Origin of the sequence: Halobacillus sp. Nhm2S1 (assembly GCF_019599545.1) — a bacterium.
Lineage (GTDB): Bacteria > Bacillota > Bacilli > Bacillales > Halobacillaceae > Halobacillus.
The window spans coordinates 1,062,942-1,087,989 of the sequence record NZ_JAIEZV010000001.1; the positions used below are offsets into that span (position 1 = coordinate 1,062,942).

General features: G+C 45.1%; 22 protein-coding genes and 1 pseudogene. 9 read left to right on the top strand and 14 right to left on the bottom strand.

Annotated features, from left to right (window positions below; all coding sequences use genetic code 11):
- Window positions 1-391 precede the first annotated feature (391 nt).
- Window positions 392-2,233, bottom strand: coding sequence for an asparagine synthase (glutamine-hydrolyzing) (asnB, locus tag K2225_RS05520; RefSeq protein WP_220583828.1), 1,842 nt, complete (start codon window positions 2,231-2,233; stop codon window positions 392-394).
- A 506-nt stretch (window positions 2,234-2,739) separates the two neighbouring features.
- Window positions 2,740-3,099 (bottom strand): YisL family protein, encoded by a 360-nt coding sequence (locus K2225_RS05525; RefSeq protein ID WP_146814188.1) that lies wholly within the window; start codon window positions 3,097-3,099, stop codon window positions 2,740-2,742.
- A 161-nt stretch (window positions 3,100-3,260) separates the two neighbouring features.
- Here K2225_RS05525 and K2225_RS05530 point away from each other — a divergent pair, with 161 nt between their 5' ends.
- A complete protein-coding gene (locus K2225_RS05530) occupies window positions 3,261-4,457 on the top strand; it encodes an ornithine--oxo-acid transaminase (RefSeq protein ID WP_146814190.1) in 1,197 nt (398 codons plus the stop codon).
- Between the two features lie 42 nt (window positions 4,458-4,499).
- Here the strand turns inward: K2225_RS05530 and K2225_RS05535 are convergent, their stop codons facing one another.
- From K2225_RS05535 to K2225_RS05545, 3 genes are read right to left on the bottom strand one after another with little or no spacing between them, the layout of a single operon-like run.
- The gene (locus K2225_RS05535) at window positions 4,500-5,003 is read right to left on the bottom strand and encodes a GDYXXLXY domain-containing protein (protein WP_220583829.1); all 504 of its coding nucleotides are present in this window, start codon (window positions 5,001-5,003) and stop codon (window positions 4,500-4,502) included.
- A complete protein-coding gene (locus tag K2225_RS05540; protein WP_220583830.1) occupies window positions 5,000-6,199 on the bottom strand; it encodes a DUF2157 domain-containing protein in 1,200 nt (399 codons plus the stop codon). The genes K2225_RS05535 and K2225_RS05540 overlap by 4 nt, the downstream gene beginning before the upstream one ends.
- Before the next feature lie 18 nt (window positions 6,200-6,217).
- Complete coding sequence (locus K2225_RS05545) at window positions 6,218-7,408, bottom strand: DUF418 domain-containing protein (protein WP_220583831.1); 1,191 nt, start codon at window positions 7,406-7,408, stop codon at window positions 6,218-6,220.
- A gap of 87 nt (window positions 7,409-7,495) precedes the next feature.
- On the opposite strand from K2225_RS05545, the gene K2225_RS05550 reads away from it, so the two are divergent.
- The 6 genes from K2225_RS05550 (at window position 7,496) to K2225_RS05575 (ending at window position 9,401) form a co-directional block, all read left to right on the top strand.
- Window positions 7,496-7,717 carry a spore germination protein gene (locus K2225_RS05550; RefSeq protein WP_220583832.1) on the top strand — a complete coding sequence of 74 codons (222 nt, stop codon included), beginning with the start codon at window positions 7,496-7,498 and terminating at the stop codon, window positions 7,715-7,717.
- A gap of 11 nt (window positions 7,718-7,728) precedes the next feature.
- Window positions 7,729-7,956, top strand: coding sequence for a spore germination protein GerPB (locus tag K2225_RS05555; protein ID WP_220583833.1), 228 nt, complete (start codon window positions 7,729-7,731; stop codon window positions 7,954-7,956).
- A gap of 44 nt (window positions 7,957-8,000) precedes the next feature.
- Entirely contained in the window at window positions 8,001-8,555 is a 555-nt protein-coding gene (gene gerPC, locus K2225_RS05560) for a spore germination protein GerPC (RefSeq protein ID WP_220583834.1), read from the top strand.
- Window positions 8,552-8,755 (top strand): spore gernimation protein GerPD, encoded by a 204-nt coding sequence (locus K2225_RS05565; protein WP_146814205.1) that lies wholly within the window; start codon window positions 8,552-8,554, stop codon window positions 8,753-8,755. The genes gerPC and K2225_RS05565 overlap by 4 nt, the downstream gene beginning before the upstream one ends.
- Entirely contained in the window at window positions 8,748-9,119 is a 372-nt protein-coding gene (locus tag K2225_RS05570) for a spore germination protein GerPE (protein ID WP_220583835.1), read from the top strand. The genes K2225_RS05565 and K2225_RS05570 overlap by 8 nt, the downstream gene beginning before the upstream one ends.
- Before the next feature lie 63 nt (window positions 9,120-9,182).
- Window positions 9,183-9,401: a spore germination protein gene (locus K2225_RS05575; protein ID WP_220583836.1), complete on the top strand. Its 219-nt coding sequence runs from the start codon at window positions 9,183-9,185 to the stop codon at window positions 9,399-9,401.
- Window positions 9,402-9,587: 186 nt separating this feature from the next.
- On the opposite strand, the gene K2225_RS05580 is transcribed toward K2225_RS05575, so the two are convergent.
- The 5 genes from K2225_RS05580 to K2225_RS05600 all read right to left on the bottom strand — a co-directional run bounded on the left by K2225_RS05580 (window position 9,588) and on the right by K2225_RS05600 (window position 19,064).
- A complete protein-coding gene (locus K2225_RS05580) occupies window positions 9,588-9,875 on the bottom strand; it encodes an HNH endonuclease (protein ID WP_146814212.1) in 288 nt (95 codons plus the stop codon).
- The gene (gene addA / locus K2225_RS05585; RefSeq protein WP_220583837.1) at window positions 9,859-13,578 is read right to left on the bottom strand and encodes a helicase-exonuclease AddAB subunit AddA; all 3,720 of its coding nucleotides are present in this window, start codon (window positions 13,576-13,578) and stop codon (window positions 9,859-9,861) included. Before addA ends, K2225_RS05580 begins: the two co-directional genes overlap by 17 nt.
- On the bottom strand, window positions 13,578-17,078 hold the full coding sequence (gene addB / locus K2225_RS05590; RefSeq protein ID WP_220583838.1) for a helicase-exonuclease AddAB subunit AddB: 3,501 nt from the start codon (window positions 17,076-17,078) through the stop codon (window positions 13,578-13,580). The genes addA and addB overlap by 1 nt, the downstream gene beginning before the upstream one ends.
- 747 nt (window positions 17,079-17,825) lie before the next feature.
- Window positions 17,826-18,362, bottom strand: a complete 537-nt coding sequence (gene lepB / locus K2225_RS05595; protein ID WP_220583839.1) for a signal peptidase I — start codon at window positions 18,360-18,362, stop codon at window positions 17,826-17,828.
- Window positions 18,363-18,416: 54 nt separating this feature from the next.
- On the bottom strand, window positions 18,417-19,064 hold the full coding sequence (locus tag K2225_RS05600) for a TVP38/TMEM64 family protein (RefSeq protein ID WP_146814220.1): 648 nt from the start codon (window positions 19,062-19,064) through the stop codon (window positions 18,417-18,419).
- Window positions 19,065-19,275: 211 nt separating this feature from the next.
- Between K2225_RS05600 and K2225_RS05605 the strand changes: the two genes are divergently transcribed.
- Window positions 19,276-19,692, top strand: a complete 417-nt coding sequence (locus tag K2225_RS05605; protein WP_220583840.1) for a YhjD family protein — start codon at window positions 19,276-19,278, stop codon at window positions 19,690-19,692.
- Here the strand turns inward: K2225_RS05605 and K2225_RS05610 are convergent.
- Window positions 19,613-20,140, bottom strand: coding sequence for a competence protein ComK (locus K2225_RS05610; protein WP_220583841.1), 528 nt, complete (start codon window positions 20,138-20,140; stop codon window positions 19,613-19,615). The two genes, K2225_RS05605 and K2225_RS05610, sit on opposite strands and share 80 nt — an antisense overlap.
- Before the next feature lie 307 nt (window positions 20,141-20,447).
- Between K2225_RS05610 and K2225_RS05615 the strand changes: the two genes are divergently transcribed.
- Window positions 20,448-20,894, top strand: coding sequence for a DUF3939 domain-containing protein (locus tag K2225_RS05615; protein WP_220583842.1), 447 nt, complete (start codon window positions 20,448-20,450; stop codon window positions 20,892-20,894).
- On the opposite strand, the pseudogene K2225_RS05620 reads toward K2225_RS05615, so the two are convergent.
- The 3 genes and pseudogenes from K2225_RS05620 to K2225_RS05630 all read right to left on the bottom strand — a co-directional run bounded on the left by K2225_RS05620 (window position 20,895) and on the right by K2225_RS05630 (window position 24,939).
- Window positions 20,895-21,637: pseudogene (locus K2225_RS05620) on the bottom strand (SDR family NAD(P)-dependent oxidoreductase).
- Window positions 21,638-22,194: 557 nt separating this feature from the next.
- Window positions 22,195-23,130: a hypothetical protein gene (locus K2225_RS05625; protein WP_220583843.1), complete on the bottom strand. Its 936-nt coding sequence runs from the start codon at window positions 23,128-23,130 to the stop codon at window positions 22,195-22,197.
- Window positions 23,131-23,397: 267 nt separating this feature from the next.
- On the bottom strand, window positions 23,398-24,939 hold the full coding sequence (locus K2225_RS05630; protein ID WP_220583844.1) for a fatty acid--CoA ligase family protein: 1,542 nt from the start codon (window positions 24,937-24,939) through the stop codon (window positions 23,398-23,400).
- Between the last annotated feature and the right edge of the window lie 109 nt (window positions 24,940-25,048).

The following is a 25,048-nucleotide window of genomic DNA, read 5'->3' on the forward strand; positions in this document are numbered from 1 at the left end:
GGGAGAAACGAACCCTTGTACCAATTTGGAGGGTCTTCCACTATCCAACTGTTAGAGGTATAAAGCGCTGTGGATTAAACTTTTAAGTGTTATGGTGGTGTTCTATAACCCACTTCCCGTAATTATATGAGCTGACCTTTTGGTAGTGGTTTCGAGGATCTTCCTTGACAAAGGGGCGGAGGGGAATGGCGAGACTCCTGCGGGAAAAAAGTGCAGGGTGAGACCCCACAGGACGAAGTCCAAGTAGGCTCACCGCGCTCCCGCGGAAAGCGAGCTATTCCCCACAGCCCCCATCCACTCAACAAAAGTCTCGAAACTGAGTCTTCAAGTAAAGGGAGCTTATGTGGAAGTAGGAGAATTGAAAAAACCGCCCTGAAAGTGGGCGGTTTGGTTAGAAGGTAACTTTGTAGGTTCTGAGCCAGTGGTCAATCTGACAAAGGTGAGCAATGAGCTGCGGCCCTGTCATCAGCTGACCAAACCAAGGTGTATCAATTGACTTCCCTTCTGAATCATTTAACTTCCGCACCTGATCACGATCAAAAATATCAAAGAGCGGAGCATTCGAATCTGCAAGCGTCTCTTCCATCCAAGTACAAACAGCCTTCGTATAGTCAGGGTGGAAGGTTTTCGGATACGGGTTCTTTTTCCGGAAGAGTACTTTATCTGGTAGAATTCCTCGGAGTGCCTGACGCAGCAGGCCTTTCTCCTGATCATTATGAAACTTCATACTCCATGGTACATTCCATACATACTCAACAAGGCGGTGGTCACTGAAAGGTACACGCACCTCAAGACTCGCTCCCATACTCATTCGGTCTTTGCGCTCCAGTAAAGTCTGCATAAACCAGTTCATATTGAGGTATGACATTTGCCTGTGCTTCTTACTATCCTCATCCTCACCTGCAAGCAGTGGCGTTTCTGCAACGGTTTCCTGATATCGCTTCAACATATACCATTCAATATCAATATCCCCATTTAAATCTTGACGGACAAGAGAGACTCTCTCATTAAGGGAGCGAATCCATGGAAATCCTTTTCTTTCTTTATCCTCTTTCCGGTAAAACCAGGGATATCCTCCAAAGATCTCATCGGCACATTCTCCTGAAAGAGCGACGGTTACATGGTTTTTAATTTCCTCACAAAACCACAACAAAGATGAATCCACATCCGCCATCCCTGGCAGATCACGGAGCTCTACCGCCCGTTTCAAACGTGAAACAAGATCCTCTGTCCTTGCTTCCATCACAGAGTGTTTGGTTTGGTTCTTTGCACTGACAAGATTGATGAACGCTTCATCACGATCTGGTTGAAACGCATTCTTTTTGAAAAATTTCTCTTGATCTTTATAGTCGATGGAAAATGTCTGAAGCGCCCCTAACTGATCCTGTTTATATTTTTCAGCGGCTACAGCCGTAATGGCACTTGAATCGACGCCTCCAGATAAAAACGTCCCAAGTTTCACATCAGAAACAAGCTGGCGCTGGGAAGCATCCATAAACAATTCGCGCACGCGCGCAACTGTCTTATCGAACGAGTCTTCATGAGGAGCGCTCTCTACGTTCCAATACCTGTCGATTTTTAATTTTCCTTTTTCAAATACAGCTCTATGGCCTGGCCGGATTTCATTAATCTCTTGGAAAATCCCCTCGCCAGGTGTTCGAGACGGTCCTAAGGATAAGAGTTCATGGAGACCATTACTGTCAACAGCAGCTGAAACATCAGGGTGGGCTAATATAGCCTTCATTTCAGAGGCAAACATCACACCATTACCTCTGTCACTGTAAAAGAGCGGCTTAACCCCCAACCGGTCACGGGCTAAAAATAAGCGCTCGCGCTTTTTCTCCCAGACACTGAACGCAAAGATTCCATTCATGTAGTCGACACATGCGGTTCCCCATTCCATGTAACTGACGAGGACCACCTCAGTATCTGAATGGGACTGGAACGTCCACCCCTTGGCCTTTAGCTGGTCTCTGATATCATCTGTATTGTAAAGCTCTCCGTTATAGCATAAAATGTATTCTTCATCCCGCGCCTTGCGGATCATGGGTTGCTTACCTCCGGCAGGGTCCACAACAATTAAACGTTGGTGACCAAATGCAGCCGGTCCCTCTATCCATTTCTGGTAATCATCAGGCCCACGGTGCTGCAACGTGTTTGCCATTTGATCCAATATCGAAGCCTTTTCCTCTGTTTTATGTGTTGCATCGACCCATCCGACAATTCCACACATCTAGCCTCACCATCCTTTTTTCATACGAAATGCGCAAGTCACGCTACAGCGCTGGATATTCACATAAAAAAACCATCATGACTCACTATATGATGGTAGTGTTTTTCTTATGAAACCTCTCCCACTTTCCCTGTACTAGGAAAGGTGATGCCAGAAGCTGTTAAGCCTCAATAGGAAGATTCCTGTGGCTCACTAGAATATTGAAGGGACACAGCTCTTTCCAAGTATTTATTCTTTTCGGGATTAGTAGTTTTTGAGTCTTTATCAACGGCAAGCCACCCAACCTATGCACGGAATTTCAGTAGCAAACATCAGGAGCTATTTTTAAAGAGATAAAAAAACAAGAGAAAAGTGTTGACATGAATAATGAGAATGATTATCATTGTAATTGATAATAGTTATCACCGTTATCCCCCCAAAATAACGGACGAACATCAGACACAAAAACACAGCCCCCTTTTTTGATATTAAAAAGCTGCATGCGAACGTCGCATGCAGCTTTATTTTTATGCTGGCAGAATGCCGGCTGGTAAGAAGCCAAATCCAAGAATGATCGCGATGATGCCAGCGATGGCAAGCTGTGCCCACCAAATGCCTGTTGGCTTCTTCTTTTTGTATTTGACAGCTACCATTTCCATGGAAGCGATGGTCCATAAACCGACGAGCAGTTTAATGATGATAAGCGGACCGTATTCGGCGTAGCTTGCAAACAATGAACCTCCGGAATAAAGAATAAGCAAATAAAAAAGACGAAGAATCATGTGAGAGATCTTTGCTGCTTTTTCACTGCCTTTGCGGCTGAACATGGTTACAAGACCGACAAGTACGAATGCGATGACCCATGAAGTAATATGTAAGTGCGCCATATTTTGTTATCCTCCTTTTCATATGAATCTACGGTTATGATACCATGACTGTTCCGCATATTCCTATTATTTTAATGCAGACTGCATTTTCGAAATTATAAGAAAATAAAGAGCAAACCTGTTATAATGATGAAAGACTGAAATGAAAATGGAGGGATTGCATGTCTGTAATTAGTAGTCAAAACATTATTGATCAAACCCAGGAATATGGTGCGAAGAACTACCATCCACTTCCGATTGTCATCGCTAAAGCCGAAGGTGTATGGGTGGAGGATCCTGAGGGAAATCGTTATATGGATATGTTAAGCGCTTACTCAGCGGTCAACCAGGGACATCGACACCCGAAGATCATTCAGGCGCTGACTGATCAGGCGAACCGTGTAACCTTGACTTCCCGGGCTTTCCACAACGACCAGCTCGGCCCGTGGTACGAGAAAATTTGTAAGCTGACGAATAAAGAGATGGCTCTTCCGATGAACACAGGAGCTGAGGCTGTAGAAACGGCCATTAAATCGGCAAGACGCTGGGCTTATGATGTTAAAAAAGTAGAAGAAGACAAAGCGGAGATCATTGCATGTACAGGAAACTTCCACGGCCGGACGATGACAGCGGTCTCCCTTTCTTCTGAGAAAGAATACAAACGTGGTTTCGGACCAATGCTTCCAGGCATTAAACTCGTTCCTTATGGAGATATTGATGCACTGAAAGAAGCAATCACAGAAAATACAGCCGGCTTCATGCTTGAGCCAATTCAAGGGGAAGCAGGCATCGTCATGCCGCCGGAAGGCTTCCTTAAAGAAGCCTATGACGTTTGTAAGGAGAACAATGTATTGTTCATTGCGGATGAGATTCAAGCAGGTCTTGGCCGTAGCGGTAAGATGTTTGCTTGCGATTGGGAAAATGTCAGCCCCGACATGCTCATTCTTGGTAAAGCTCTTGGCGGAGGTGTCTTCCCGATCTCCTGTGTGGTTGCAAACAGGGAAGTCCTTGGTGTCTTCAACCCAGGCTCTCACGGTTCCACATTCGGCGGCAACCCACTTGCCTGCGCCGTTTCAGTGGCTTCTCTTGAAGTGATTGAAGAGGAGAAACTGGCGGAGCGTTCGCTTGAACTAGGAAACTATATGATGCAGGAGCTCAAATCGATTGACAACCCGAAAATTAAAGAGGTTCGCGGAAAAGGTCTCTTTATCGGTGTTGAAATGACAGAGCCTGCCCGCAAGTACTGTGAAGAACTAAAAGAAAAAGGACTGCTCTGTAAAGAAACACATGAAAATGTGATCCGCTTTGCTCCTCCTCTCGTCATTGAGCAGGATGACCTGGACTGGGCCATCAGTCAAATCAAAGCAGTTTTAAGCTAAGTATAAATAAAAGACGGCAGACCCAAAGGGCTGCCGTCTTCGTTATTTAAGAGAAGCAATCTTCTTTTGTTTCCAGGGGGCAAGAACGACCTCCACCTCCCGCTCTTCTCTCTGCTCCCAAAACGTTCCTGTATTTTCTTCAATGTAATACCTTCCAAGTCCAATATCCACTTGATATTGCTGAAGGGAAGGATCAGACCATTGATACTTAGAAGAAAGCACCACTTGATTGCTTTCTGTATCGGGCCACAGGGTAGAGGCTTCTACAAGCTCGTATATTTCCTCGTCACTTTCCTCAAGCAGTAAAAACACTTTTTCTCCACGATTCAAAGGTTCTTCGACCAGCCATTTTTCTTCAGGAATTTGTTCAATGGCATAATCCAGTGTTACATAATCCCCGTAAAAAGGATCACGCGGGTCCACAGGTGCCGTCTTAAGGGTAATCGTCTGTCCCCAAAGATCCATCGCATAATAAGAGGCAGACATGAGAAGAAGAAACAAGAGTTGTAGAGTGACAAGCCCATAAAACCACCAGCGCTGCTTCATTTCTCTCCCCCTCCTTTATGGATGGTGCGCCTTTTTTTCTCGAGGAAGTAACTGAGCGCAAACAATAAAACGCCGCCGATCAAGAAGAACAACGAGCGATCCATGAAATCCCAAGCGAGTTGAAAATAAGCAATAAAAGTAGTCAGAAGAAAAGCGACTGTCCCTTTGTTCACCCATCGTGACACTTCCTGCTGATAACCTGAGATTAACCACAGCAGGGAATAAAGAAACAAGATGAGGAGGGAAAGCATATCTCCTGATTCAAAGCGGAAGACAGGGACAAACAATAACAAGTCAATCCAGTAGTAGTTGGTCGAACTCATAGCAGACCTTACCACAGAGAAGAAAAACAAAATGGCCCAGGCCAGGAAGAAATAAAGCGATGATTCCGTCAATTCTCCCACATATTCGTTTCCTAGGAAAAAAACCTGCAAAACCAGCATGGTAAAAACGGAAAGAATGCTCAGTGTCTTAAATACGCGCACACTTCCTTTTTCAAGCAGGAAATCCTCCACAACATACAGCAGTAAGAAAAACGCAATCAACCAATAATAAGGCATTCCTTCACTAAATACGAGAATGACAGCATGAAGCGTGTAACTTACTCCGAATGCAGCTAGTTGAGTCACTTTCCGTGAACTCAACACAAACCACCCCAACCCGAGAATGAACAGAAGGCCAAGCCAGATATGAAAGTGCTGAAAAACAAATCCGCTGTACAGCTGCCCCACCGTCATAATCACAAGTGTCGCGTAAAAAAATGAATGGTCTTTAAAAATGAGAAACAAACCGAAGGCCACGATCGACCATAAGAAAAATGGAAAAGCACTATAAGACGTATAGTGATACATTTGACCGACTAAAAAAATACTGGAACCGAAAACCAGAAGAGCAATCATGATGAGGCTGATGCCTACAGGTTTGGATTTTTTCCTGTACACCCAATCTCCGCATAAATAAAAGACCGTCAGTGAAGTAAGAAGAATCACCATTCTCCCGAGGTCCGTCAAATACGACCAGTTTGATGCAACGAAAGTTAAAAATGCAAGACCTATGAAAAGAGCTGCAAAGGTGAGCAGCACGGGTTTATTCTGCTTCTTAGGGTAGCGTTCCAACAATTGTTCTCGTTGGACTTCACTGATTATCGCATCTTCTACCCATTTCCTGCTTTCTTTCACGAGGTGATCACGATTCAAGACATCTGCTCCCTTCTCTTATGAAGCCGCCTCACTCTTTCGCTTTAATGGCTGCTTCTTCCCGTACGTCAATGTCCGCCATAACCATTCCAACGGACCATACCGGAATTTTCTCAACCAAGCCTTGCTTACAAAGACCTGACCAGTAAATATAACCAAAACAATGATGAAACTTCCTATCGGTGGAACGGTACCATATAAACCAAAACCGACGGAATAAAAAAGGATAAAGCTGATCAGTGACTGTAGGATGTAATTCGATAAAGACATCCGGCCGACCCATGTTAAAGGATGAACGATACGGGCACCAATTGATGTCTGGAACAATAGAGTAATAGATAAGACATAAAAAATAGCTGAGGCTGAACCTCCGATGCTATCCTGGGCCAGCTGAAACCATTCCGGGCTTCCGAATAGATGCGGGCCTGCTTTGAAAATGAGGAACAATATACCCGTCCACACCCATACAGTTTTAATTGAATTCAAATGTGCATTCGGTTTATGAAGCCATCGCTTACGGCAAAAATACATGCCGAATAAAAACATTGGGATTAAACTCAACGCAAGAAATGGAATATTTCCCCATTGATTGGCATATACCCAATCCGCTAAGTTTTGACGCCAGATATCAACGAGCGATCCGGTCCCATAGTTCTCAAGTGCTTCTTGAATCGCCGGCCGGTTGACGATGCCCTGCACCTGATCCCTGATCATGTACAGCGAAAAAGTCAGTGGCAGCACAAGAAAAGCAAGCATTCCAAACGCCCAGTTCAACAACGTTTTTTCCTTCACGTTGAAAAAGGCCAGTAATATTAACCCGAGTACTCCATAGGAAAGCAGGATGTCCCCATGCCAGATAAGGAAAGCATGAATGAGACCGAATCCTGTAAGTATAAGGAGACGCCTGAAAATAATACGATGGTATGAAAGCTGTTTTTCAACGAGACGGTCCTTCATCATTTGAATGCCAAATCCGAACATGAAGGAAAACAGCGTATAAAAACTGGCTTGAAAGAAAATATCAATAAAATTTTGTACGGTATGACTGAGAGACGATGGCCAAAATTCCGCTGCGCCACCATACAAAAAATATGGTGCGTTAAACGCAGGTACATTGACCATAAAGATTCCGAGAATCGCGAGTCCCCTGGCCGCATCGACCCAGTCGAGCCGTTCCGATTCCCGGAGAGGCGAACCTTTCCTTTTCATATGTATTCCCCCTATGATAGTTATTTTACTTTTCTTACGTCATTTAGACAATGAAGTTTCATAAACTGTAGAAAGGAGTTTTTCGTTATGCCAGCAAAAGTCGGAGCCGTCAAAGTCATTTCTCTTTCTTCTTCAAGTATTTTCAACATCGGTGACGTCTACAATATGGCCCCGGAAGCGACAGCAAAGACTTTTGCCGGTGGAGGTTCCTTCAACACCGGTGACGGCATCCGAATCAACATCAACCGATCGAATACGTTCATTAATGATTCGGAGTTTATTGATCAGCCTATTGTAAATAATGCGTAGGAGGTGTGTCTATGAATCTTACTGTTCATCAATCCATCTACATCCACGTCCTAAGAATCGGCTCAGTAGCTAACTCTTCTGTTCTTCAAATCGGAAGCTCCGGAGTCATCCAATCAAAAGCTGATTTGTACAACACAGGCGGCTATAAAGGACCTGCGCCCAAAGCCCAGCCGAAAGACGGAGAGGTCATCATCCCAGAAGCAGGAGGCGGCACGCTTGTTCCACTTTCCATAACATAGATGTCCCCCATTCTTCATAAAGATAGGATAGGGGGTGAGCGCACTTGAACCAATATCATTCTTGGCAATCCTGGATCCAGCAAATGATGAACCAAATGGAACAACAGCAGAAAATGATTGAACAATTACAGAAAAAAATAGAGCAGATCCAATCCATTGAACACCCACCGAAGACAGTCATAGAAAAGATTGAATATAAATTTGATCAGCTGAAAATCGAGACGCTCGAAGGAACCCTGCAAATCGGGCTGACCCCAAATGGATCCGACCTCTCTGAAATTGGAGACTTATATAGCAACCAAGGAAAGCAATTGCCACAAACGGATGATCAGGCGCTTCACTTTTTACAGGAATATATGGTGTCCGACATCCCCGTCTGGATGAATCAGTACTGCCGTGATCATGATATCCAAGTCAGTGAGAAGCATAAAGAACGAATGATCGAAGATGTCCGTAAACAACTTCCACAGCGCATGGAATATTACCGTAATCAAGAACCAGAAGCTCCACCTGAAACGTTATTCCACCAAATACAAACAGAAATCCAACATTCCATTGCGCAATACTTCGATACGATTCAAGGAGATGATGACCGTTGAATCATGTTGTACACAACTATGGCCTGCACGTAGGAAACATCCGCGTGACAGGCGTTTCTGGTTCATCCGTCTTTTTAATTGGAGATAATAAAACCATCCGCCTGCAATCTTTCTTTGACACTCCTCCAGAATCTTTAATCATAGGTCCTTTTGAAAACATTGAAGAAGTTTCTAATGTCGAGATGGAACCGAATGATTAAGAGAATGGTTTACACTCAGCACGTAGACATTACGTCTGTGCTTATTGGCTCCATAGTCGATATCGGTGATGTGTACCGTGCAGCCCCATCTTCAAAAGTTTTGGCTGTACAAAAAGAAGGTTTACAGTTCAAGGGTGACCTATACGATTTCGAGGACTTTCCTATCTTCTCACAGGAGAGCTCACCCCCGTTACCGCCGATTCAAATGGACTCTTTTCATTACCAAAATCGTCCGATTGAAGTCGATTATGTCCGAGTCATCGGGATCTCGACAGCTGCTGTATTTCAAATTGGCGGCATTGATCATATAGACGCCATCAATTACACGAAACACTTCAGATTATTGCGCGAGGAAGAACAATAACAGCCCAACGTGCATACGTTGTAACTATAATGCTTGAATCGCACCAAAAAGGAGGCGATTGCGATGCCGGCTATTGTCGGACCCATCAATATAAACAGCGTCGGTGGTGGTGTAGTTAACTTTGGTGATTCTTTCTATCTGTCCCCAAAATCTTCAGGAAAAACGAATGCCGGATCGGGCGCACTGAACACCGGAAACTGGATTATTACAAACAACGGACTCAGCTCCACAAACCCATTTGACCCAGACGTTGCCGATCAAAATATTACAGCAAATGCTTAAAGGTAATGAAGTGCCCTTGATCGTGAGGGCACTTTTTTGTTCTTTCGTTTGCCGTTTTAAATTAAGTCACTTTCGTTTGCGTTAGGGCACTTTCCTGCACTCTATTATTCCTTTTCATGTGTTTCGGGAGGTGTGCTGCACAACCTCCCTAATCAAAAAAAGAAACCGGACGTGTGGCCGGTTTCTTCATTTCCTCTTTCTTCGATTCGATTTTCTAGTCGTTATTTTCTTCTCCGGGTCCTGCTTTTTCACCCATCGTAAATACTTCTGCATATCCGGGTGGTCTTTCAAACGTTCGACACTATGATAAAAAGCAGCTAGTTCTTCATTTGTAAATAATGCATGAATCTGACGGTGACAAGCACTGCACAGCATCGCCGTCGGTCCTTCCACTCCACCGTATTGTTTCGGTATTAAGTGATGTTCTGTCGTTTTGACCGGTGAGCGGGAACATAAATCACAGGTCTCTCCCATGTGTATCGACCTCCACCATGAAGGATCCTTCAAAGAAATACAAACAACTCTTGCGAACCGGCTGTTTCCAAATCTTTTCGAGCGCGGTTTGGTACAAGCTTAATTGTGTGCGGTACCTGTCTGCCAATTTCGATGCTGCATCGTCTGCATCTTCAGGAATCGCATCCGATTTATAATCCAGAATCATCCAGCCGTCTTCATACGGAATCATAGCGTCAATGACACCCTGAATGAAAACCTGCTCCTCAGTCGCTTCTTCCCAGTCTGGGTAAACCTCATCGGCAGGCAAAGTCAAACTGAATGGAACTTCACGTTCAATCTGATCCGTTTGTAATACATATTTCCCTATATCGGTTTGGAAAAAGTCCGCCACGGCTTTACAGTCAATCACATCAGCTTCTTCGCGCCGGAGTACTTCCTTGAGAACCAGGTGCTCCACGTACTCCTCCACTTCCTCACTCGTCCACTGTTTTGTAAAAGGCAGATGTTGCATGACGGTGTGCATCGCTGTTCCGCGTTCCGCTGCAGTCAGCTGTTTTTCCTCCTGCATGAAACGAGGACGTTTAACGATTGGTGCACGGTAAGGGACGAGCAGCTGGTCGCTTGAGTATTCGTCCTTCGTCTCGCGCTGACGTTTGATTTCAGTCACGGTCTGCTTGGCTCTGGTGTGAGCCGCTTTGACATGAGGGTACACAAAGTCGAGGCGCTTCACATAGGATTCATCCACCTCTTCAGGAACCACTACCGGTTTCCATTCCTCAACTGCTTGCTGCAACTGTTCATCCCGTTTTTCTTTCACTTCGTCAAGGACACTGAATTCACTTCCATGAGCAATGTGCACCCGCCACTGAGATTCGTCATAGTGAATCTCTTCAGCGGTCATCACTTCCACATCTCCCCGAAGGTCAATCGTGTGCTGATGACGAATCAACGAGGGACCGACCCAATCGAGGTAAGACTTTGCCTCCAAACGATCGTGGGGTGGAAGCACCCAGTCACGGGCCTCCACAAAGTTCTGCCATTTCTCCTGTTTCTTTTCAAAAGAAGCGACATTGCCGACCATGACAAGCTTCTCCTTCGCTCTTGTCAACGCGACGTATAAGACTCTCATTTCCTCCGCTAAAAGTTCACGACGTTTGGCTTCTTTCAACGCGTGATAAGCAAGCGTCGGGTACATGAGCCTTTTTTCTGGATTGATATAGCGTGAGCCGAAGCCATAATCTTTATGCAGTAAGTACCGGTTCTTCAAGTCCATCATATTGAACTGTTTGTCCATGGCTCCAAGAATGACGACCGGGAACTCAAGTCCCTTACTTTTATGAATCGTCATGATCCGGACGACATCTTCCTGCTCACCAAGGGCACGGGCCGCTCCGAGATCATCCCCTCTTTCTTCCATCCGCTCAATAAAACGAAGGAAGCGGAACAGCCCACGGAAAGAGGTGGCTTCATAGGAGCGGGCGCGATCGTATAAAGCTCTCAAGTTGGCTTGGCGCTGACGCCCGCCCGGCATTCCACCGACAAAGTCGTAGTAGCCCGTTTCACGGAAAATGTCCCAAATGAGTTCAGATAATGCTCCTTGACGCGCCCGTTCGCGGAAGCTTCTTAATGATTCCAGGAACGCATCCACTTTACGTCCCAGCTCATCTTTAGCCACATAAGCCTGCATGGCTTCATAATAGGTCGCACGCTTCTTCGCAAGACGAATTTGTGCAAGCTCATCTTCATTAAGACCAACGATTGGCGATTTGAGTACCGATGCGAGCGGGATATCCTGCATCGGGTTATCAATCACCTTGAGCAGACTGAGCATCACTTTGATTTCGATCGCTTCGAAATATCCTGTGGAGAGCTCTGCATATATCGGAATGCCTTGCTGCTTCAATTCGTCCACGATGGTCGATGCCCATGTCATCGAACGCATCAGGATGACGATGTCCCGGTATTGCAATGGACGTTTCGTCCCCGTTTCTTTATCCACGACTTGAAGAGGTTCCTCGTCTTCATACCCAAGCCATTTGCGAATCATTCTTCCATAAGCGCGAGCTTCGAGTTGGGCTTTTTCTAGATCCTTATAAGCCTCATCTTCGTCACTGTCGCTTTCCTGTGATTCCCGGTCGATGAGGAAAAGCTCCGCATCGGCATCATCAGCTGTTAATTCATCATATATTTTGTTGCTGTAAATGAGCTCTGCATCCTTTTCATACTCCATCTCTCCGACCTCTTCATCAAGCACTTGGCGGAAGATATAGTTTGTCGCATCCAGCACTTGCTTACGACTCCGGAAGTTACGAGCGAGGTCAATCCGCTCGCCGTCATTCTCTTCCTTTCCGTAAAGCTTGTACTTATTCAAAAATAAGGAAGGTTCTGCATGTCGAAACCGGTAGATGCTCTGTTTTACATCTCCGACCATAAATAAGTGCCCGGCATCTTTGCCTTCCGTCAACAGCCGAAGTAACGTTTCCTGGACGAGGTTCGTATCTTGATATTCATCAATCAACACCTCGGAAAACTGCTTTTGAAAACTTTCTGCCACAGGAGAAGGCACAAGATCCACAGGAGTCGCTGTCTCATCCAGTAAAATATGCAGGCAATAGTGCTCCAAGTCAGAGAAATCGACGATCGCTTTTTCTTTTTTCAGCTGCTCGTACCGCTCTTTAAAGTCCTTCACGATGACGGCAAGCTGTTCCATAACTGGATGCAGGTCCTGCATATCCTTCAAATAGCTTTCAAGCGAACGTGAGAACCATTCATCACGAACCTCATTCCAACGTTTCTTATAACGGTCACGAATCTTTTTCGCCTGTTCTTTTTTTTCTGCATCACAGTCCATTTTCTTTCGAGATAGCGTGGCGAATTTCTGTCCAGCCATAAAGCTTTGCATCTCTGACCAGGAATGAGCGAGTGCTCCTTTTGCCTGCTGGATCATATCAAGGTCCGACTCTGCGGTTTCCGCATAAGCATAGGGGCCGTCCGGTTCACGTGTGAGCTCCAATACTTGACGGGCTTCTGTTTCCATCGCTTTAAACTGGCTTTTCACTTCTTGTTTTAACAGGTTGAGCCACGGCAGGTCTCCTTCACTTTCGACATCGGCCACATTGTACATGTCTACCATTTGATCGATCCAGGCATCCGGCCACGGATTTTGCGTCGCAAACGTATATAAATCAAGTACTAATTTCTCTACATCCAAGTCACTCCGGTCGCTTGAAAACCTTTCAACCACATCGAAAAAACGCTGCTGCTCTTCGCCTTCTTTCCCATACCAATCCTCAAACAGTTCTTCAAGAACTTCCTGCTGAATCAAGTCCGATTCGACCGTATCGGCAATTCTAAAACCGGGGTCGAGATCAAGTAAGTAGGCATAGCGACGCACCACTTCCATACAGAACGAATGGAGCGTGGAGATGGAAGCATTTTGCAGCAAGGATAGCTGTTTTTTTAAATGATGGGAGCCTGGATTTTCCTCTAAAGCCTTCGCTAATGCCTGCCCTACACGGTTCCTCATCTCCTGTGCCGCGGCATTCGTAAACGTCACCACAAGCAAGGAGTCGATATCGACAGGATCATCTTTATGAAGGAGCTTTTGAATAATCCGTTCGACAAGCACCGCTGTTTTCCCTGAGCCGGCAGCCGCGGCCACGAGGATATTCGATCCATGCGAATAGATCGCCCTCTCCTGTTCTTTTGTCCAACTGACCATTACGCATCCTCCTTCCCTTTCGTCAGTCTCTCCAGAACATCTTCATCTTTCATGTCCTGCAGTTTCCGGTAGTTATGTTCTTCTAATGTCGGGTCGAACTGACAGACAGATCGGTACGAACAAAATTCACAGGCGACCTGCTGGTTTTTCTGAAACGGATCAAGGTTGACCGCTCCATCCGTAATTCTCGTTCCTGCTTCTGTCATCAACCCGCGGATATAATGTTTCAATTGTTCGAAACGTTCCTCATCCGCTGTTTTTGAACTCTTATAAAATCCGCCCTTCGCCTTCAAAGCGGCAGGGACGATTTGACTGTATCCTTTTTCAAGACCTGTATCCATCATTTGAACGACACGTTCATTCTCTAGAAGCAGCCCTTGCATCTTGAATTTCTTAAAAATCTCTTCTTCAATCTGCTCATCTTTAAGAAGCTGTTTCCCTGTAATCATCGGGTTGTGCACATGGAAATAAAGCACACCTCCAGGGGTTGCATTTTTTCCAAGCCAGTGTTCAGCGTTGGTCAGCACAACATCTAAATAAGCGAGCATCTGCAGCGACAAACCATAAAAGACATCCACGAGACTCAAGCCTTTGCTGCTTGATTTGTAATCAATGATTCTTAAAAACAGATCTTCTTCCGAAAGTGCTTTATCCACACGGTCGATACGCCCCCGAAGCATGAGTTCATATCCATTCGGCAAGTCAAAAGATAATGGCGGAAGTTTCGCATCTCCCCCAGTCCCGAAACCAAGTTCCAGACCTACAGGAGAAAATTGACTACTCCTTGCCTGCTCACTGAGAACGAACGTTGCCCGTGCAATGACCTGCTGCAGTTTCTTCTGAATATACTGATAGCGGTTCGAACTCTTCAAGATTTGATTTTGTAGGATTGGTGCCAGGGCATTAGTCGCTTTTTCCGCATAAAGGTTCGTCTCCTGACGTCCCAATTGAGAAAAGTCACGTCCTTCAGCCTGAACCCATTCCGTGATTTGCTTAAGCGCTTCGTGGAAGAGCTGACCGATGTCAGGGGCGTCTAACTTGTAGGTCCTTCTTTCTTCAAGTCCGAGGCTGTGCTGGGCGAAATATTGATACGAACAACGGTGATACGTTTCCAGCCTTGAAACACTTGTTTTCACTTGTTTGTCAAATAGCTGCCCCGTAGTCTCCTTGGAAAGGGATACCGGTTGATTTTTGTAAAAAAGACTCTGCAATACACGGTTCGTCAATCCATGGGAAGGCTCGTGCTCAATATACCAGTTCAACAATTCCCACCAGACCGGCTGCATCAAATATCCTTTCAAATACCGGGCAAACTGCGAGGTAAGCGCCGACCTTGTTTTTTGCGGATTGGTAATGAACCGTTCTGCTTCGTACAAATCATCAGGATCCTGTAATAGCACATGTTCCTTCGTATTCGGGAACAACTCCTCAATTCGTTGGATGAGGGTCGCCGGAACTTTAGACTTCCCTTCCTCGTTACTGAGCGGATAGCTGATCCACAATTGATCTGCGGGCATCGTCAGTGCTAAGTACACATAAAAGCGATCATCCAAGAGCTGGCGATTACTTCCGTCGGCAAGCTGAATACCGTGTTCCGCAAGCAAGGAACGTTCCTGTTCAGAAATCATCCCATCACTCGGCGGCTTCATCGGCCACATCCCATCAGTCACACCGAGGAGGAAAGCCGCTTTAATTCCTGTCATCCTTGAACGATCGACACTTCCGACGATGACATGGTCCATGCTTGGCGGAACATGGGCGAAGGTGAGAGATTCCAAACCACTATCGATGGTACTGCGGAAGACTTGGAGTGACATTTTTTCATCACCGGCCATTTCCACCATTTCATCGAGCAGTTGCAGGAAATCATCCCATACTTGCGCCTGTTCCCGACCTCGCTCAATTTCCCCTTTTTCATCATAAAACGTACGCCAGGACTCGAGTTGATCCGGAACGCGCAAACCTTCCAGCCATAAATAAATGACCCGTGCCCGCTCTTCAATCGTTTTGGCTGCCCTAAGCTCCTCATCAAATGGCTGCAGCGCTTGGCGTACTTGGTCACGGTACGCATTGATCCGGGTTTGTTTCGCTTTTTCCTCGTCCGTTTGTGCGGACTGTTCAAATCCACGAAAACGCTGGTAAACCCACGGCTCATCAGAAAACCATTGACTGCGCGCCCGTATGCCATACTCCAGTACGTAATTCTCCAGTTCGTCGATTGCATCTTCATTCAATGGATGCCTGCGGTCTGTCGCTGGAATAAAGCCGGTTTTTAATAGTCGAAACACAGCATCATACCGGAAATTCCCTTCCACAACATCAAGACCAGACCGGACGAGTTCAATCATGGGATGGTTGAGCATCGTCCTTTTTTCATCAATGAACACCGGGATATCATAATCATCAAAGAGTGTTTCAATCAGACTATGGTAAACATCCGGCTCACGCATCAAAATGGCTATATCCTTATAGCGATAGCCTTGATCACGAACGAGCTGAAGAATCTCCTGTGCCACCCCTTCGACTTCTGCACGAGGATGAACCGCTTCTGCAATCTGAATCGGTACTTTTCCTTCAAACGGAGCTGCCGGCCTTACATCATAATACTTTTCCAAATGTAGAAAGGCGGGCTGGTCTTTCATACGACCTGAGGTATGGTCAAGCACCTCTGTATCTTCCAGCCTGGCCCCCGCTTCCTCAGCCACCTTTTTCAGATCGAGGTACGTTTGTTTCGTTTCATGAAAAAGATCAAGCTCAGGATTCTCTTCTCCTGCCGGTTCCTCTGTTGTTAACGTCACATGAACTGTCTTCACCTTTCTCAAAAGAGTTTCAATGACTTGATACTCCTGAGGCGTAAAGCTGTGGAACCCGTCGATGTACACTTCTGCTCCTTCTAAAAAAGAAGCCTCAGGAATTTTGTTGGCAAGAAGCTTTAGCTGATCTTCACTATCTATGTATTGATCTTTCAGCGCATCAACAAGACGATCATAAATATACGTCATATCATCCAGCTTGTCCCTGAGTCCCTGTTCCTGACTCGTGGTGTGAACGAACTGATCAAGCGCATCCATTTGTGCTTGAAGATCCTCCGGTGTAATGCGGTAACGCTTGAATTCTGTGATCATCCCCTCCAGTTGTTCAATGAATCCCTGCTTCTCCACCGCTTTTTGAAAAACACGCCAATCGGACGTTCTTTCCTCAACAATTTTGCGCAGCATCATCTGAACCCCTGTAGACGTGATGAACTTCTTCGTCCCCCCTCCAGTTTCCTGGAGCACTCTCCAGGCCAGCCGGGAAAAACTGAAAACTTGAGCACGAATCGAGCCTTCCACTCCCTCTCTTTTCAAAAGACCGTACTCCTGCTGGAAGGTCATCTGGTCCGGCACGATGTAGATGATCGCCGGTCCTCTTGGATCGTCTTTCAGTTTGGCTTCTATTTCATTTAAGCAACGCGTACTTTTTCCTGCTCCTGAACGACCGAGCAAAAAACGCAACCCCATACCGACCGCTCCTTTCTTTCTCATTCTGTTTATATTTTATCATTTTTGAACCGTTTATGATGCTTTCCGGCTCTTCATCAATCGCTCCCGTTTGTTGAAGACTCAGTTTCGAGACTTTTGTTGAGTGGATGGGGCTGCGGGGAATAACTCGCTTTCCGCGGGGCCCCACACGGAGTGGGGTCGTTCGATGTTGGCACAGGACGTGCCGAATTTAATCGAACTTCCTCTTTTCTTTTAAGCCTCCTCGGACTGCGTCCTGTGGGGTCTCACCCTGCACTTTTTTCCCGCAGGAGTCTCGCCATTCCCCTCCGCCCCTTTTCGATGTAAGTGTCTCAAAACCACTCCCGGAATCAGCTGCTTCTATGCCATGGTAATTGGAGGGAAAGAAACTTTTAAAGACGCTATTCTGCATACGGAAAGCTTGTTATATAGCGCTTTATGCTTTTAAAAGAGGTGGAATGGAAGACACTCCCTCTGAGCAGGGGTTCGTTCATCACTTTCATGAAAGGGGTGGTTGGGAAGATGCGAGACTCCCGTGGGAGAAAGGAGATAGGCGAGATCCCGCAGGACGAAGTCCGAGGAAGCTCGCCACTCCCCCACAGGAAAGCGAAGTAGCTTCCCAGCCTCCCCTGACGCCTAACCAGGCAACGAACCCGGAAACATCTCGAAACTGAGTCTTCAAGAATCCTGCCATATAGTTGAATAACGATCGACATAAAAAAACCGCCCATAAAGGACGGTTGCGTTTTAGAACTGTACGCCGAGTTGGTTCATAGGCCAGTATCGGACATCCACTTTTCCGACGACTGTATCAGCAGGTACAAATCCGAAATATCTACTATCCAGGCTGTCCCGTCTATTATCCCCCATTACAAATAAGTGGCCTTCCGGGACCTTTTGATGTCCGGTCACCTCTTCCAACGTGAAATCCTCTGTAAAAGGCAGCCCATCATTCGGACGGAGTGGATCGAGGTAACTTTCGTCAACACGTTCACCATTGATATATAACTGATCATCCCGAACAGCAATCTCATCCCCGCCGACTCCTATCACGCGCTTTACATAATCTTCTTCTTCATTTGCGTGAAAAACAATAACCTGCTGTCTTCCGATATCCTGCCAATCATAGACAGCTTTATTGACCATTAATAAATTCCCGTCATAGAGCGTCGGCTCCATCGATTCGCCGTCTACAATGTAGCTTGCGAATAAATAAGAGCGGAACACAAAAGCCAGCAGCAGGGCGAATAATACCGTTCTGATCGCTCTTTTATATTTTTTCATGGTTTGCGCCTCCAGGTGTTATGCTACAAACATTTTACCCCGGCTGAGACAAACTTAATCCCCGCTGTACGCTTTCTGTTCCGCTTTTATTTGTATTCTCTTTTCAATATACTTCCCAAGCACCCAAAAGAGCAGAATGCAAACGCCGACAACAATGGACTTCACTGGATTTTGTGCAAACGATGCGATACTCGAACCTACATAGGCAATTGTAAAAATCATGACGGCTTTACCCAAAAGGACGGCTAGAATGAATTGCTGTCGACTGACATTGGATAACCCAGAAACCACGTTAATGATCGAGGATGGAGAAAAAGGGAAGCACATGAGCAAGAATAATGGGCCAAACCCATGCTCCTCCACCCACTTCGTCACTTTCTTCACTTGCTTTTGTCTTGTAATTTTCCTGAACAGACGTTTATCCCCTAACCGACGAATAATAAAAAACACGCACAATGAGCCGAAAACAGCCCCAAGCCATGAATAAAGAAAACCTTTGAATAACCCATAAACGACAGCATTGGCTAATACAAAGGCGACAAGTGGCAAAATCGGCAAAAACGCTTCGATAAGAGGAAATAGGATGCCCGGGATTGGCCCAAACCGTTCCAATCCTTCCAACTGCCTGATGATGTAATCAAATAATTGATCATTCTCCGCTAAATGGCGCCATTGGTTGATTTTTTCAAACACTGAATCCATGATGCTGCTCCTTATGTACACTAGCGAACAGTGTATGCTTTTCTTTATTTTATCTGAAATCCCGCTCCATGCCTACCAGTATGTGAGCCCTTATCTAGCATTTCCCCTTCCTGCCACTTTCAACCTTTTTGCAAAACTATCTTGCATACATTGGACCTTTCCGTGGTATAATACAAACAAGAACACTTGTTCGTATTCGGAGGAGAATGACATGAGGTATCTAAAACAAAACGAATTGGATCTCGCTTCACGCTATTTGTTTTTATCTATGGCCATCACTGTGATCAGGCAGGATCGGAAACACATGGAACAAGGGAAATTCAAAATCAAGGAGCCGTACATGGAGATGCTCGGTAAAATGGAACTGGAAGCGCGAGAGGAACGGAGAAAACTAAGAAAGCAAATGGACCAGATGAAATTGCAGGTGGTTGAATCAGGAAGGAACGATTCATTTACCTCTTTCCTTTTTTTAGCTCATGGATATGAAGAGAAGCGCAACTATTTTAATCCAGCCATCAGAAAAAAAGTGGAAAACATTTTGTTCGAGCTTATGAGAAAGTCTCAGCGATCCGCTCAGCACGGTGATCAGCAACCACAGGTGTCGAATGGAAACGGTCCTCTAGAATGACGCGCAAATGAGCGGTTCGCTGCACTTGATTGGCAAACATGCCATCAGAAACGGGAAGATTGACGGTCATACCGTTCGTGAATTGAACAGTCGTCGTTTTATTAGGCTCTCCACGGTAGGAGCGGATATATTTGTGGGCGATCCAGGAGCAGTCTTTTCGTTTCGGGGAGATAATCGGGAAGAAATAAATACCCATCGCTTCTGATATGACAATCGGGGGTTTGTGCGTGTAACCGGTCAATTGCTTTGTTCCGGCAATTCGGCCATCAAGGCTACTTGCAAAGTAACGGCAGGACCGATCAATAAGATCACTTGGACATTTCGAAATGACAAAGCGCTCATCGGTTTCCATAACTTCTGTAAAAGCTTGTCCATCCTCATTGTTTGTGGCTATAAGAGCAATGGTCTGAGGATTAATCTCGTATTCTTTTCCATGAACATATGTCATCCACTACAACACCTCTTTCATTTCAAGTGGCGGCAGCTCTACACCCAGGTCGAATCTACCGCTCATCTTCTTTAATTTACCAAATCACCCAACAAAAGTCTAAACATTCTTAAAAAATGTTTCATTTCGACGATTCTGCTATACTACAATTACACCTTTTCTTCTTTCTGCCCTTTGTTTCCTCTCTGCTCTTCACCACGACCAAAGTCAGGATTAAGTAATGTGAAGAAATCGAGTTCAGGCTGAACCGGTTGATTTTTCATTTGAAACACCTCTCAAGCAAAATTTCATTTAGGAGGAATACAACATGTGGAGCCGAAAAAACAAGAAGCCGAAACTGGAGAAGAAGGATTTATCCATCCACGATGTCCGAAAAGCCGTCCATGCCTATGCGGATGCCAAACCGAAAGATGTTCCTCTGAGTGTGATCATCAAAGAGGACCTTTCCTTGGATTATGACCTTTTAGCCCCCTACTTAAAAGCTGTACCTATTCAAAACTTCTACATGTCTCGGGAAACCTATGAGTTGTTTGAAGAGCAGGACCGGGACCTTGCGCTGGATATCGATCTTGTGCAACATGCTGTCGACCAATATATGAAACAGACGCAGGAGCTCCCCGTCATAGATGATGACCCATACAAACGGATAAGTTATTATAAGCTCGAAAATCACCATTTGTTACAACGCAGACCAGAACGTGACTTTTATCTTACAAAAGAAGAATTTATGATCACCTACAAAAAGCCTAAATGATCATCGATCAGCCGTTCCTAAGGTCATCCCGCCATCCACTACAATTTCCGTTCCCGTACAATAAGAACTATCGTCAGAAGCAAGGAAAGCAATAGCTTTAGCTATTTCCCGGGGCTGTCCAATCCTACCGAGAGGGATCGAATCATAAAATTCCGGGATCCCTTTCCCCTCTGTTGCCATCTCGGTCTCCACTCCACCGGGGTGAACCATATTGACACGAATCCCTGAAGGTCCGAGCTCAATAGCTGCAGCTTTCGACATCGCCACCACAGATGCTTTCGTTGCTGCGTATGCAGATGACTCGCTAATCGGAGCGAAAGAAGAAATCGATAAGTTATTCACGATAGAGCCTTTTCCCTGTTCAGTCAAGGGATAGCTGCCTGCATTCCGAAAAAGACCCCCAGCTGATTTACTTGGATTAATTGCTCGTACTCTTCCATTTTTATCTCTATAAAAGGCTTTCGGATCAGAAGCCCAGCATTGTTCACAAGTACATCCAACCGACCAAATTTCTTAACGACCTCAGCTGTAGCAGCCTTCCAATCCTCATTCTTCGTTACATCCAACTGTACAGCCAACGCTTCTGAAGATCCTGTCGATGTCACCACCTCTTCAGCAAGGTGGGCATTTCGTGCTCCAAACGCCACCGAAGCGCCAAGAGATAACAAATATTCTGCAACGACCTTACCCTGTCCGCGATTTGCACCAGTCACCAACACCACTTGACCATCTAATTCCCTCATCACCTTTGAGCTCCCTTCGATACATCATTCCGTTATTTTAAACCCAATCACCAAAGCTCATACTTATATATTCACGAAACGGCCACGCAACTAGTTATTGAAGTAAATGGCAGGATTGTGGAAGACTTTATTTCGAGATGTTTGTGTGGATTTAGGAGCGAGCTATTCCCCGCAGCCCTCATCCACTCAACATACTTATCGAAACTGAGTCTTCAAGTAAAGGGAGCTTATCTTTAAGAGGCTAGATACAAAAAAGTGCCCATGCTCGCGTGAGCATGGGCCAAAAGAGACGACTGGTTAACTTTTGAGTGAGGGAATAAATTGTTGGAAAAGTACTTTTGAGAGGAAAGACTTTTCCGTGACACTCATCAGTAAACAACGTTACTGACCTATTTATGACAACCAAATCATAAATAGTTATGAGATAAATAAGCATCACCGCTTATCTGTTTCTATTGTAATATATCCTAGGTCCAGCTTCACCGAAAAAAAGTTGCGGAGGTCCGCAAACTGGTGCGAATTTTCTAGTAAATGACATAGGACAACAGAAATTTCAATTACTTATGACGGATCATTCGGTCCATCTCCTCTGCTAGAGTTCCTTCATGTATTTCAAATTGACGCTGCAGTGTTTCAAGATCAAGGAGCATAGCATGAGTCTTTTTTCTAATCTCCCTCACTTCTTCATGAGAAGATTGAATTTTATTTTGGACAAACCAATCTACGAGTAAGCCATCAAAAAAATAGTCAGCAACCGTTAAACCGCTGGATAAGCGAATATTAATATCGTAATGATTGCCGAGATCCTCAATCTCATTTGCGAACTTCCGCAAGTGGCTTTGCGCGGTATGGATGGCGGTATCTGCATCATCCACTCGTGAATGCTTAACAGCTGTAGTGAGCAGGCCACCACCAAGCATATCCAGGGCCCCCCAGTTTTCTGCAGATGTCAACGAAACCGACGCTTCTTCTAATGCCTGAATTGCTGCTTGTCCTGCATCGATTGCTTCATTGATTTCAATCAACTCTGCCTGTAACATGGATCGCTTTTCACTAAGCTCAAGCAAATGCTCTCCTCTCTCCTCACCCTTGGAAATAAGGAATTGCTTTTTTCGTTGATACAGCTCCTCATATTCCTCTTTTGGATTTCCACAAGCAGTGATTCTTTCAGAAAGCTCTGCTATTTCTTTCTCTACCTCAAAGGCAGATTGATGAGCTTCTCTCCATTTCAATCGAGCTTCCACCGCTTCCCGCTTTTCTTGTTCCATTTTTTCCAGCTTCTTACCTGTGACAGTTACGAATAAATTCGTAAGGCTCATACGTTCCAACTTTTCCACATCTTCTTGTTCTTCTTTGAACTTTTCTAAGTAGCACTGTTCTCTGCCACGCAATTCCTTATGTTTTTGTTTTAATTGTTCCTTTTCTCTATGTAGACGTTCTTTCTCAAGGTATCTTTTTCTGGCTTCCATTAATGATTCATGTAGTTCTTCCATCATTCTTCCTCCTTTCTATTTTCTACGTCTAAAAAAAGAAAAGGTTCCAGCCCTTCCAAATATTCATTGGCAGGATTCTCAAAAACTTGGTTTCTAGATGTTTGTGGGATTACAGGGACGGTGGAAATCGAGTCATCCCCCCAAACCATCGCCGCGTTCATAAAAAGACTCTAAATTAACCCTTCAAGAACAAGGAGCTGTGTGAAAAAGGAGGATTATAAAAAGCTCAAAGTCACGGGGACTTTGAGCTTTGATTGCATCTTTATATTATTTTGAATTTGTAAGTTGTTCACGCAAGTTTTTACGCAGAATCTTTCCAGTCGTGTTCTTAGGAAGCTCTGACATAAATTCGATGCGCGAAGGAACCTTATACTTCGCTAAATGGTTGCGGCAATATTCGTTTAATTGTGCTTCTGTCAGCATTGGATTTTTGGATACGACAAAGCTGATGACCGTTTCACCAAGTTCAGGATCAGGAGCCCCGACTACTGCGACTTCAGTTACATCTTCGTGTTGATACAATACTTCTTCTACTTCTCTAGGATAGACATTATATCCTCCCACAAGAATCATATCTTTTTTACGATCGACGATGTAAAAGTACCCCTCTTCATCCTGACGAGCCATGTCGCCTGTGTATAACCACCCATCCCGAATGGTGACCGCCGTCTCTTCAGGAAGTTTATAGTACCCCTTCATGACATTTGGACCTTTAACGATCAATTCACCTACCTCGCCTGGCGGGAGCTCTTCGCCAAGTTCATCCACTACTTTATTTTCGACATTTTTAATATTCTGCCCGATAGACCCTGCTTTTCTTGGTCGATCCAAGGGGTTGAAAGCTGTAACAGGCGAGGCTTCGGAAAGTCCATAGCCTTCTGAAACACGCACGTTAAACTGTTTTTCAAATGATTCCAACAAAGCGACCGGCAATGAGGAACCTCCTGAAATACATAGACGCATATGGCGGAACGTCGGTGCCTGTTCTTTTCCTGTCTGTAATAAATAGTTATACATGGTTGGGACGCCTGCAAACACCGTGGCCTGATGTTCTTCTGCCGTTGCAAATACTTCTTGAGGAGAGAATTTAGGTATAATGAGAACGGTTCCGCCATTCATGACCGGAGCGTTTAAGCAGACCGTTAAGCAGAAAACATGAAACATAGGTAGCGTAGCAATCACACGATCCTCAGAATTGAATTGCAAGTAATCGGCTACATCCGTTGCGTTCGAAAATAAGTTTTGATGTGTGAGCATAGCCCCTTTCGGTTTCCCTGTCGTTCCGGAGGTGTACAGAATTACTCCCACATCTTGATCATCGAGTAAAGGTGTTTCATAGTCTGAACGCCCTTCAGCTACAACACTTGTAAACGATTTCATTTTTCCGTTTAAAGAAGAAGTGTCCAAATCTACCCCTATTCCGGTGTCTGCTACAAAATAGTGCCCGACATTGAGGTCATGATCCATTACTTCAAATTTCTCAATCAATACATCCATCGTCATGACAGCCTTGACGTCTCCATTACTCAAAATGTAACTCATTTCATCAACGGTGTACGTAGGATTAATCGGGATCACGGTTGCTCCTGCTCGGAGTGCTCCGTAAAGTCCAATCATGAACAAAGGACTGTTTCCGCTCACAAGCGCCAAATGATCCCCTTTTCCATAACCTAGTTCAGACAACTTAGAAGCGAATTTAGTGACTGTTGCATCAAACTCCTGATAACTCACCCGCTGGCCTTGGAATATGTAGGCATCTTTAGCTGGGTGACGCTGAGCCGTAAGCGACAGTTGTTCGCTTAGATTCATGTATGCTCCCCCTTGAGTATGAATGAATGGTCATTCATTATAATAATTTTCAATATAATTATAAAATACTGACAACTTTTTAGCAACATTTGTCGCACTAAGGCTTTTG

Bases quoted from the DNA above. Each gene is read 5' to 3' on its own strand.
- lepB (WP_220583839.1), bottom strand. From the start codon at position 18,362: ATGAAAAAATATAAAAGAGCGATCAGAACGGTATTATTCGCCCTGCTG.
- K2225_RS05605 (WP_220583840.1), top strand. From the start codon at position 19,276: ATGAGGTATCTAAAACAAAACGAATTGGATCTCGCTTCACGCTATTTG.
- K2225_RS05610 (WP_220583841.1), bottom strand. From the start codon at position 20,140: ATGACATATGTTCATGGAAAAGAATACGAGATTAATCCTCAGACCATT.
- K2225_RS05600 (WP_146814220.1), bottom strand. From the start codon at position 19,064: ATGGATTCAGTGTTTGAAAAAATCAACCAATGGCGCCATTTAGCGGAG.
- K2225_RS05580 (WP_146814212.1), bottom strand. From the start codon at position 9,875: ATGGGAGAGACCTGTGATTTATGTTCCCGCTCACCGGTCAAAACGACA.
- K2225_RS05545 (WP_220583831.1), bottom strand. From the start codon at position 7,408: ATGAAAAGGAAAGGTTCGCCTCTCCGGGAATCGGAACGGCTCGACTGG.
- K2225_RS05530 (WP_146814190.1), top strand. From the start codon at position 3,261: ATGTCTGTAATTAGTAGTCAAAACATTATTGATCAAACCCAGGAATAT.
- K2225_RS05555 (WP_220583833.1), top strand. From the start codon at position 7,729: ATGAATCTTACTGTTCATCAATCCATCTACATCCACGTCCTAAGAATC.
- addB (WP_220583838.1), bottom strand. From the start codon at position 17,078: ATGGGGTTGCGTTTTTTGCTCGGTCGTTCAGGAGCAGGAAAAAGTACG.
- K2225_RS05570 (WP_220583835.1), top strand. From the start codon at position 8,748: ATGATTAAGAGAATGGTTTACACTCAGCACGTAGACATTACGTCTGTG.
- K2225_RS05575 (WP_220583836.1), top strand. From the start codon at position 9,183: ATGCCGGCTATTGTCGGACCCATCAATATAAACAGCGTCGGTGGTGGT.
- K2225_RS05630 (WP_220583844.1), bottom strand. From the start codon at position 24,939: ATGAATCTAAGCGAACAACTGTCGCTTACGGCTCAGCGTCACCCAGCT.
- addA (WP_220583837.1), bottom strand. From the start codon at position 13,578: ATGGTCAGTTGGACAAAAGAACAGGAGAGGGCGATCTATTCGCATGGA.
- K2225_RS05550 (WP_220583832.1), top strand. From the start codon at position 7,496: ATGCCAGCAAAAGTCGGAGCCGTCAAAGTCATTTCTCTTTCTTCTTCA.
- K2225_RS05625 (WP_220583843.1), bottom strand. From the start codon at position 23,130: ATGGAAGAACTACATGAATCATTAATGGAAGCCAGAAAAAGATACCTT.
- asnB (WP_220583828.1), bottom strand. From the start codon at position 2,233: ATGTGTGGAATTGTCGGATGGGTCGATGCAACACATAAAACAGAGGAA.
- K2225_RS05525 (WP_146814188.1), bottom strand. From the start codon at position 3,099: ATGGCGCACTTACATATTACTTCATGGGTCATCGCATTCGTACTTGTC.
- K2225_RS05535 (WP_220583829.1), bottom strand. From the start codon at position 5,003: ATGAAGCAGCGCTGGTGGTTTTATGGGCTTGTCACTCTACAACTCTTG.
- K2225_RS05615 (WP_220583842.1), top strand. From the start codon at position 20,448: ATGTGGAGCCGAAAAAACAAGAAGCCGAAACTGGAGAAGAAGGATTTA.